The sequence below is a fragment of the Paraclostridium dentum genome (genome assembly GCF_012922555.1).
Classification (GTDB): domain Bacteria; phylum Bacillota; class Clostridia; order Peptostreptococcales; family Peptostreptococcaceae; genus Paraclostridium; species Paraclostridium dentum.
The window spans coordinates 106,550-115,043 of record NZ_WIPK01000010.1 but is presented as its reverse complement, the minus strand read 5'-3'; the positions used below and the strand labels follow the sequence as shown (position 1 = coordinate 115,043).

Here is an 8,494-nt window from a genome sequence, read left to right as displayed (position 1 = left end):
AAAAAAAAGAAACTACAATCTAGTGGTATAGAGCGAAGTTTCTATGTAAATAAAATATCTATTTATTTAGGTCACTCTTATTGCCGTTAGAGTGACTTTTTGATTTATCATAAATAAAACATCAGACTATGCTAAAAAAGAGAACTATAAACTATTTTGCAAGTCTTACAATTAACTTTTTTAATTTTTTAGATGATATTACTATACCAGCGATACTTACGATTAATTCTCCTAATACACATGCCCATAAAAAGGTTCCAAAATATCATTAGAGATTTATTACAATTTGTCCTCATGTATTTTTAAAAAAGCTGCGTCATACAATTCATATGTATAAGGAGGGAATTATGATGGACTTTCTACAAACTGTTATCGTTGGAGGTTTAGCAGGTATCATAGCAGGATTAATACCATATTGCATAGGTAAAAATAAAGATCAAATAAAAATGGCTACACAAGCTCTTATAGTTTGTGGTATATGCGGTATTTTGCTAGGTCTTTTATTAGCACTGCCTGTCGCACTTATTTATACTTTTTTAATATGCTCAAAATACAAGAATGAAATTACATGCCCTTATTGTAAGGAACGTATATTAAAAGATGCTACAATATGTAAATATTGCAAACAAAATATAAATCAATAACATCCTATTTTAGTTAATTTATTTTTAAAAAATGTCTTGCTAAATTCTAGTTAATTTAACAAGGCATTTTTTTTATTTGCAGACTACAAATTATTACAAATTTAGATAAAATATATATGTATAATATCTTTTGTAGTTATTTTTAAGGTTGCGAAACGTCACTTTTTTGTGAATTAAATTTCACAATAAAAAGAAACGGGGGATTTATAATGAATCGCAGAAAAGGAATTTTAATAGCACTAGGAGTAGTTGTTGTAATAGTTGGATGTACTCTAGTTCTGAGGCCAATATCTAAAACTAAAAAAATTACTAAAGATGAGGTTGTAAAAGAAGTAGACACTGGCGAGGTTACAAAAAATAAAGAAGAAACATTAGCAAAACTATTAGAAGGTAAGTACTTATATGATGATAGCGTTGATAGCAAAATAGGTACAGTATCCTGTTTCAATGAAGATGAAGTAGTAGCATTATACCCATGTGAAGCGGATGTAAATAAAATTAAAAAAACATCCACTTATACAAATGCTACTTTATTTGAACTTGAAAGTAATGAACATGGTTCCCCTGAAATTATAATTAAATCTAAATTTAAAATAGAAAAAACAAATGATACATTTGTAACTCTTTCAGAGTCATCAAATGATGCACCTACAAGGCTATCTAAAAGTTTAAATATACTAACTACAGAAGAGAGTGAAAAAGCTATAGCTAAAGTTAATCCTGATTATGTTCAAGATCAAAACTTGGATGATTTAGGATTAACAAAAGAGTTATTCACTAAAACTTTTGGATCAGTTCAAACTAGCACAAGTTCTGATGAAAACACTATATCATCAGAAAAAGCATTACAATTATGCAAAGATAAGTTATCAGGCTTTATAAATGCTGACTATCTTACTTTAGGAAAAAATACACCTAGTATTCCTGCAGGCGGTAAATACAATGGAGTTAGATACATATATGTGTATTACATGATAGATGGAATAGATGCTGATTACAGATACTGCGTTAAAGAAAGTGATGGATCAATATACTATGAAGACTCTGCCAATATAGGCAAATTGATAGATATTGATACACATATCGCAAACAATAAAAGTATTAGCGATTCTGAGCCTACAATCAAAGAGAATGAAGATACAACAGAAAGAAAGACGATATCAGAAAGGGAAGCGATTGTTCTATGTGATAAAAGACTTAAAGAACTAAATTTCCGTGAATTTGAATCTACTGGTAGCGTCATTAACACATTAGAAGGAGATTACTACCAAATTGTATATGATGGAGGAGATGCTTTTGCCGTTCATATGTATACTGGAGAAGTTTTTTACTCTGGACATGATGGAATATCTAATCTAGAATAGTAAAAAAAAGAAACTACAATCTAGTGGTATAGAGCGAAGTTTCTATGTAAATAAAATATCTATTTATTTAGGTCACTCTTATTGCCGTTAGAGTGACTTTTTAATTTATCATAAATAAAACATCCGACTATGCTAAAAAATATAGCGTCGGAATTGTTTAAAAATAATCTTAAAATTTCCATACTTCCACCTCCTTCCTATTGGAAGTAGGTTTTATCCTTCGTATAGAAACAGTCACTCTTAGATTGTAATTTCCATTTATTATTATAACATAAATAAACTTACAAATATCTAATATATGAGATATTATATACTACAAATTATACTATGAATAAAAAAGTGTAAATGAATGGATCTAAATATAAGACCCATTCATTTACACTTTTTAATATTATTAAATTTTTGTATATAAGTTATAAAAATACCTATAAAAAATGGAATTGAAAATATTAAGTATTCAATCTCTTTAGTGTTATAGTACTGGAATATTAAATACACCAATACAACAATTCTTATAATTTTAAAGGTATATAGCATGGTTTCCTTTTTCATATGTATCTCCTTAATCTAAGGTATTTTAATGCCTTCAGAATAATACCAATGGCACTTATTTACATTCTTATAGTTAACTATTGATTCTGCAATACAATCTTTGCATTTATCAATAAGTTCACATCCTTTGCACAACTTCTCCTCTGCACTTTTCAAGCTAGGAAAGATATTAGAATTTCTTATATAAATCGATTCTAATGACTCATTATTTATATCTCCTATCTCTTTGCTAATCATAGGACATGGAGATAATTTAAATGATGGATTAACTTTTATAATCCTATATCCTAATCCACAATTTAGGTTGTTATTAGAATTATGATCTTCAAATGCTCCCACTTTAAATTTTCCATCTTCATATTTGTCTTTTAGTTCTTTTATAAATAAATGTATTTCATTTGATCCAAAGTTAGATTTAATATTATTTTCGTTGGCTCTTCCTTGTTCAGACACCCATCCAATTCTATGTAAATCTACGCCTTTATCCTTTAAGTAGATGCATAACTCTTCTATTTCCTTGAAATCTTGCTCGGCTATGCAAGTAGCTACAACCAATTGAACGTTCTTATTTTTAATAACTTCTAAGAATTTTATAGTTTTTTCAAATGAATCTGATTTTCCTCTTATAAAGTTATGTGATTCATTAAATCCATCAATACTAATTTGTATAAGTCCATTAACATTTTCTAACTTATCAATACATTTTAAAATTTTATCATTTAAAATATATCCACTTGTCGTTACCTGAACCTTTACTTCTTTACTAACTAAATAATCTATAACCTTATCTATATGCTCATATAAAAATGGTTCTCCTCCTGTTAGCTGAAAACATTGAACCCCTTGATCTATCATTTGTTCCAAAACGTTCATTAAAGTTTTATAATTCATTGAGTCTCCAACTCCTGCATTTAAATAACAATGCTTACATTTTAATGGGCAATTATGAGTCAACTCTAAAACAACAACTTCTGGAGTGTAATATTGTTTACTTCCTTTTATCTTGCAAGGAGTTAAATTCTTATTGTTATTGTAAGATACTACATTACCATCTTCTAATTGCAAAATAAATTGACTTACAAAATTTTTTACAGTGTCATAATTCTCATTATACTTTTTACATAACTTATCAATAATATCTTCTTGAGAGTTAGTTCCATTACATAATTCTAGTATATCTTGAGCACTTTGGTTAATTCCGAACTCTTTTCTAATTCCTTTTATTGCTACTGATATAAAATTGCAGTCTGGCTGTAATTTTATATAATTATTTTCTACTAGTGAAATATACATATTTTCCTCCATATATAAAAATAGTTGCCTTTGAAGAAGTTAGTAGAGAGTAATACATCATTACAATATATCACCCTCTAATTTCAAGACACCTATTTTTAGCCTGCTACAATTGCAAGAGCTCCACATATTGCTGTAAGAGCTGCTAACCCTTCTGTGAATCCTATAACCGCTAATTCAGGTTGAGCTATACATACTCCTAATTCTGCTTTAAATAACATTGGTTTTTCCATTTTGTTACCTCCTATGTATTAGATAATTTTTAATTTTTTAGATAAAATTGTTTAATGTCATAACATTTTTATCCCCTCCTTATTAACGTGTATTCGCTAAAATTCATATATAAAATTTCCTACTGATATATCATCAACTCTTGATTTAGTTCCTCTAATTTCTTTTGCTGAATTTAAAAACTCTATTAAATTTAATGTAGTTATCTTACTTTTAAAATTTGATTTATTAATCGTATGATTCGCTACAATAGATATGTTCATATTTTGAAAATCAATTCCTAGTATTTTGATATCTTGAATTATATTTTGACTATATTCATCTACTTCATCTGTAGATACTATAAGTGAACTATATTTTGATTGTAATTTACCTTCTGAATTTATTTCACAGTTTCCATATGCTGTCTGATTCAAAATAATACTTTGTTCTAAGGTAACTATATAATTTTTTAAAGTTCCATCCTTAATTAAGTATCCATCTGATATAGGCATTCCTTCATCATCTAGATCTAAAGGGCTTATTTTTTGCTGAAATATACTAAGTTTAGAAGAAAATACTTTTTTATTTAATAAATTGACATTAAATGCTGATTGTTCGCTTAATACTCTTTCTCCAGACAAGCTTTCTAAAATAATATTTATTAGTTTAATTACAACATTATTTTCTAATATGTACTTGCCTTTCAATTCTTTTTCTTGCAAGTTCTCATCATTTTTTATTAAATTTTTATAAATTTTATCTCCTATAGATGAAAATAATTTTATATTTTTATTATTATAAAAACGATAAGTTTTTCTTGTAAATATCGATATTTCACATGTTAACTTATCCTTAGAAATAATAGTATTCACACATGTCTTATTTTCAGATATTTTATTTATTTTTTGTTTATAGATCAATTTAAAACCTATATTGAAATCTTCATTGATTTTATTTCGTATAATTTCTTTTTCTCTACTTAGCCAATCTAATATCTTATATTCATCATAGTTAAATGTTTTATTTTCTATATGCCTACGTGTGTCTAAATAGCTAGTTGGATTTTCATTAATTTTTAAATTGCTTATATTTAACTTCTTTAAATTTTTATAATTAATAGTTCCTTCACTGCTTATAAAGGATGCATTAGTTGTGTATACTCCTTCATCTAATTGAATAATCAAATTCGGATAGTTTAATTCTTTTTTTGAACAAGTTTGTGTTTCATCAATGTCTTTAATTTCCAAAATAGAGTAATTTACTTTAGTTCAAATAAATTTTTTAATATCATTATCTTTACTTAATATCGAAATTAAATCTTTACAGCTCATATCCTACTCCTTTTACCTTCACATTAGTTATATGGATTGTTGGAGCTCCAATACCTACCCTTACAACTTGATTTTTTTTAACACAAAATCTTGATGAGATTGTTAAATCATCGCCTATTTCAGATATATTATTTAATATATCTACTATGTTCCCTTCTATTTCTAAGTTAGGTATGTAAAATATAGAATTTTGATTATATTTTATATAACCCTCTCCTATCAATTTATATGTAAATTTAGAAGGTATAAACTCTCCATTTATAATCGATGATAAATGGATATACTCTCCTTTTAATGGAGTTATCAACTTATTTCCTTTTAAAATTGTCATTCTCATTCTAGATAAAGGTGTATGCTGATAATTTTGACTCCTAGCAAACCCATATAAATCACTTTTTCTTAAGTTATCTTTACTGTCTATACTAATTATTTCATTAACCTTGCCAGAATCTATTAAAGTTAATGGTTTTATTTCTCTACCAATATCGTCTAGCTTATTTAACCCTATTTTGTGTTGGTGACCTTCTATATCATCTACTACAGTCATTTGCTTAGGAAACTCCATTTTAGAAATTTGTTCCCTTTTAATGTTGAAAATATCATTTTCTAAAAGATGACCTATTATTTCATGACAGAAATATCCACTTGAAATAGGTGCTAGCTCTACTTCTTTAAATACACTATCTATCTTTAATAGATTTTGCTTATTGTATATTGCAACTACTTTGTGGTGATTTTCTTTAAAAAAGTCATCTATCATAGCCTTTATTTTGATAAATGAAATTTCATTTATATTTATAGGCTCTTCAAAAATAATATTTATATTGGAATTTACCTTTATGACAAGTCTTAAAAGATTATAGTATCTTTTATCTAAATTCTCATTAATTGTAACTGTTTCCAAGTGATCTTTAATATAACAAACAATACTTGCATTATATTTACATATGTCTTTACTATAATAATTTAATAGCATTTCTAATTCTTTAATATGGTTTTCTAAAAATGCTAACGGGTTAATCAAATTAGACTCTTTATATACAACTTCATTCTTAACAACCTCTATTTTTGAATATTCTTTTCTGGATCCTTTGTCTATAGAATAATATGATATTGCCTTATTATTTATATATTTTATACAATACTCTTGTATATATTGTTTAAAAACCATATCTGCTCTCTACCCCTTAATATTATTAGTAACTCTTTTGTCTATAATCTTAGATACCGCTAATAATATGATTATAGATGTGAAAATTATTGAGTAAATAAAGTAGAATGTACTTTTGTATGGGTTAACTATAGTTATAATAATTACCAATATAGCAATTAAGCTTAGAACACAATATAATTGATAATACATTTCATCTTTAACTATATAAATTAACATAAAACTTATACATGACGCTAATAATGCTGCTAATAAACCTATAGTTAGATATAAATGAACTTCATTGATTGTATGAACATCTTTTATAAAAAGAACTTCATATCCTAACAAGATTAAGTCAAATAAAAATGAGACTATTACTGGTATCAGAACTTTACATCCCATATATACATATTTATTTATATCACTAGACAATATATATAAATTCATTTTATCTTTTTTATCGCATAATAAAGTATAGTTAGAAAATTGTAAGCAAATAGTTGAAGGGATTATTGCTAAAAACATGACTATAATACTTTCCTTGCTTATGAAACTATAATTTTTTGCTCCTATGATCATTGGCAAAAGAATAATTATTATCATTGATAATACGATGTTCTTCTTTTGTCTAAGAATACACTTTAACTCTCTATAAATAATCGCATTCATTTACTCATTCTCCTCTGTATATTCAAAGTATTTTTTTTGAAAATCATCAAATTCATAGTTTACATACTCGTCGCATACTATTTCACCTTCATTTAATATGATTGTTCGATCCGAAAGCTCGTAAGAAAATTGTAGATCATGAGTAACTAAAATAATAGTTTTTCCATTGTTCTTTAAATCCATCAATAGTCCTTTGAGTAAAACCTTAGTTTCTGGATCTATTGCATTAGTTGGTTCATCTAGCAATATCATTGTTGGATTTGACATTATTCCTAAAATTAAAGATAATCTCTTTTTTAATCCTGATGACAATTCATAGCAATATTTGTTTAAATGTTTCTTCATCTTAAACTTAACTATTAGTTCATCATTATCCCATTTGTATTTTGTTTTTTGGCCAAGAGCTAATCTCTTGAAGTTTAAGTTTTCTTTTACTGTCATATCATTGTAAAAACCACCACTATCAAATAAAAAGAATATTTCCGATCTTTTTTTTGCTATGGATTTATCTATACAAATTTGACCTTTATTAGGAATTAAATATCCATTTATTAAATTTAGTAATGTAGTTTTCCCTACTCCATTGTGACCAATTATAGATACCATTTCGCCTTTTTTGAAATTTAAATTTAAATCATTAAATATTAAATTTCCATTAGACTTATACTTAAAGTCCAAATTATTAATTTCAATCATTTTTATCACCACAATTCATAAAATTATTATAAGTTTTTAATTAATTAAACATAAAAACAGCATTTGATTGTTTTAAAATAAACAATTATTTATTGATACTTTATAATAAATATTCTTACTATTATAAAAACAGAAATAGTCTTTAGTATCAATGAATACGTTGAAATAGCTAAATGTAAGCTTTCGAATTGGACTGATTCAAAATTGTACATGTAATAAGAAACATGTTGTATTATCGGTGGAAAGCTCTTTTATATTTAATTTTTAAAACTCTTTGTTTATTTTATAACATATAAAAATCTAAAAGTCTTATTTTTAGTACAACTTGTCATTATATAGCATAATTGGTATTAAAATGTTTAAAATAAATTCATTTATATAATTAATTAAGAATTTTTATTTTATTTTTTATTAACTTTAAAATCATAGAAATTCTTTATATGGGCTCTAGTAGCTGATTCCAATTTTAAATAAGAATTTATTATCTTTTCTTAGATAAATCTATATCAAATAAAGAAAATGAAATTGATGCTAAAACTTAGAGATCTACTAGTAGGCGAGAATACTTTTTTACAATGT

The 8,494-nt window shown here is 25.9% G+C and carries 9 protein-coding genes; 2 read left to right on the top strand and 7 right to left on the bottom strand.

Annotation, left to right across the window (positions count from 1 at the left end):
* Positions 1–347: 347 nt before the first annotated feature.
* Both GFJ41_RS14040 and GFJ41_RS14035 read left to right on the top strand, forming a co-directional pair.
* On the top strand, positions 348–644 hold the full coding sequence (locus GFJ41_RS14040) for a hypothetical protein (RefSeq protein ID WP_170075672.1): 297 nt from the start codon (positions 348–350) through the stop codon (positions 642–644).
* A gap of 209 nt (positions 645–853) precedes the next feature.
* A complete protein-coding gene (locus GFJ41_RS14035; RefSeq protein WP_170075671.1) occupies positions 854–2,008 on the top strand; it encodes a hypothetical protein in 1,155 nt (384 codons plus the stop codon).
* Positions 2,009–2,067: 59 nt separating this feature from the next.
* On the opposite strand, the gene GFJ41_RS18890 is transcribed toward GFJ41_RS14035, so the two are convergent.
* From GFJ41_RS18890 to GFJ41_RS14010, 7 genes are all read right to left on the bottom strand, one after another.
* On the bottom strand, positions 2,068–2,190 hold the full coding sequence (locus GFJ41_RS18890) for a hypothetical protein (RefSeq protein ID WP_257440349.1): 123 nt from the start codon (positions 2,188–2,190) through the stop codon (positions 2,068–2,070).
* Between the two features lie 385 nt (positions 2,191–2,575).
* Positions 2,576–3,853 (bottom strand): PqqD family peptide modification chaperone, encoded by a 1,278-nt coding sequence (locus GFJ41_RS14030; protein WP_170075670.1) that lies wholly within the window; start codon positions 3,851–3,853, stop codon positions 2,576–2,578.
* 98 nt (positions 3,854–3,951) lie between these two features.
* Entirely contained in the window at positions 3,952–4,086 is a 135-nt protein-coding gene (locus tag GFJ41_RS18885; RefSeq protein ID WP_263346502.1) for a hypothetical protein, read from the bottom strand.
* Positions 4,087–4,182: 96 nt separating this feature from the next.
* Complete coding sequence (locus tag GFJ41_RS14025) at positions 4,183–5,313, bottom strand: metallopeptidase TldD-related protein (protein WP_170075669.1); 1,131 nt, start codon at positions 5,311–5,313, stop codon at positions 4,183–4,185.
* Positions 5,314–5,386: 73 nt separating this feature from the next.
* Positions 5,387–6,568, bottom strand: a complete 1,182-nt coding sequence (locus GFJ41_RS14020) for a metallopeptidase TldD-related protein (protein ID WP_170075668.1) — start codon at positions 6,566–6,568, stop codon at positions 5,387–5,389.
* Positions 6,569–6,577: 9 nt separating this feature from the next.
* Entirely contained in the window at positions 6,578–7,219 is a 642-nt protein-coding gene (locus tag GFJ41_RS14015) for a hypothetical protein (protein ID WP_035117279.1), read from the bottom strand.
* The gene (locus GFJ41_RS14010; protein WP_035117281.1) at positions 7,220–7,915 is read right to left on the bottom strand and encodes an ATP-binding cassette domain-containing protein; all 696 of its coding nucleotides are present in this window, start codon (positions 7,913–7,915) and stop codon (positions 7,220–7,222) included.
* Positions 7,916–8,494: the final 579 nt, after the last annotated feature.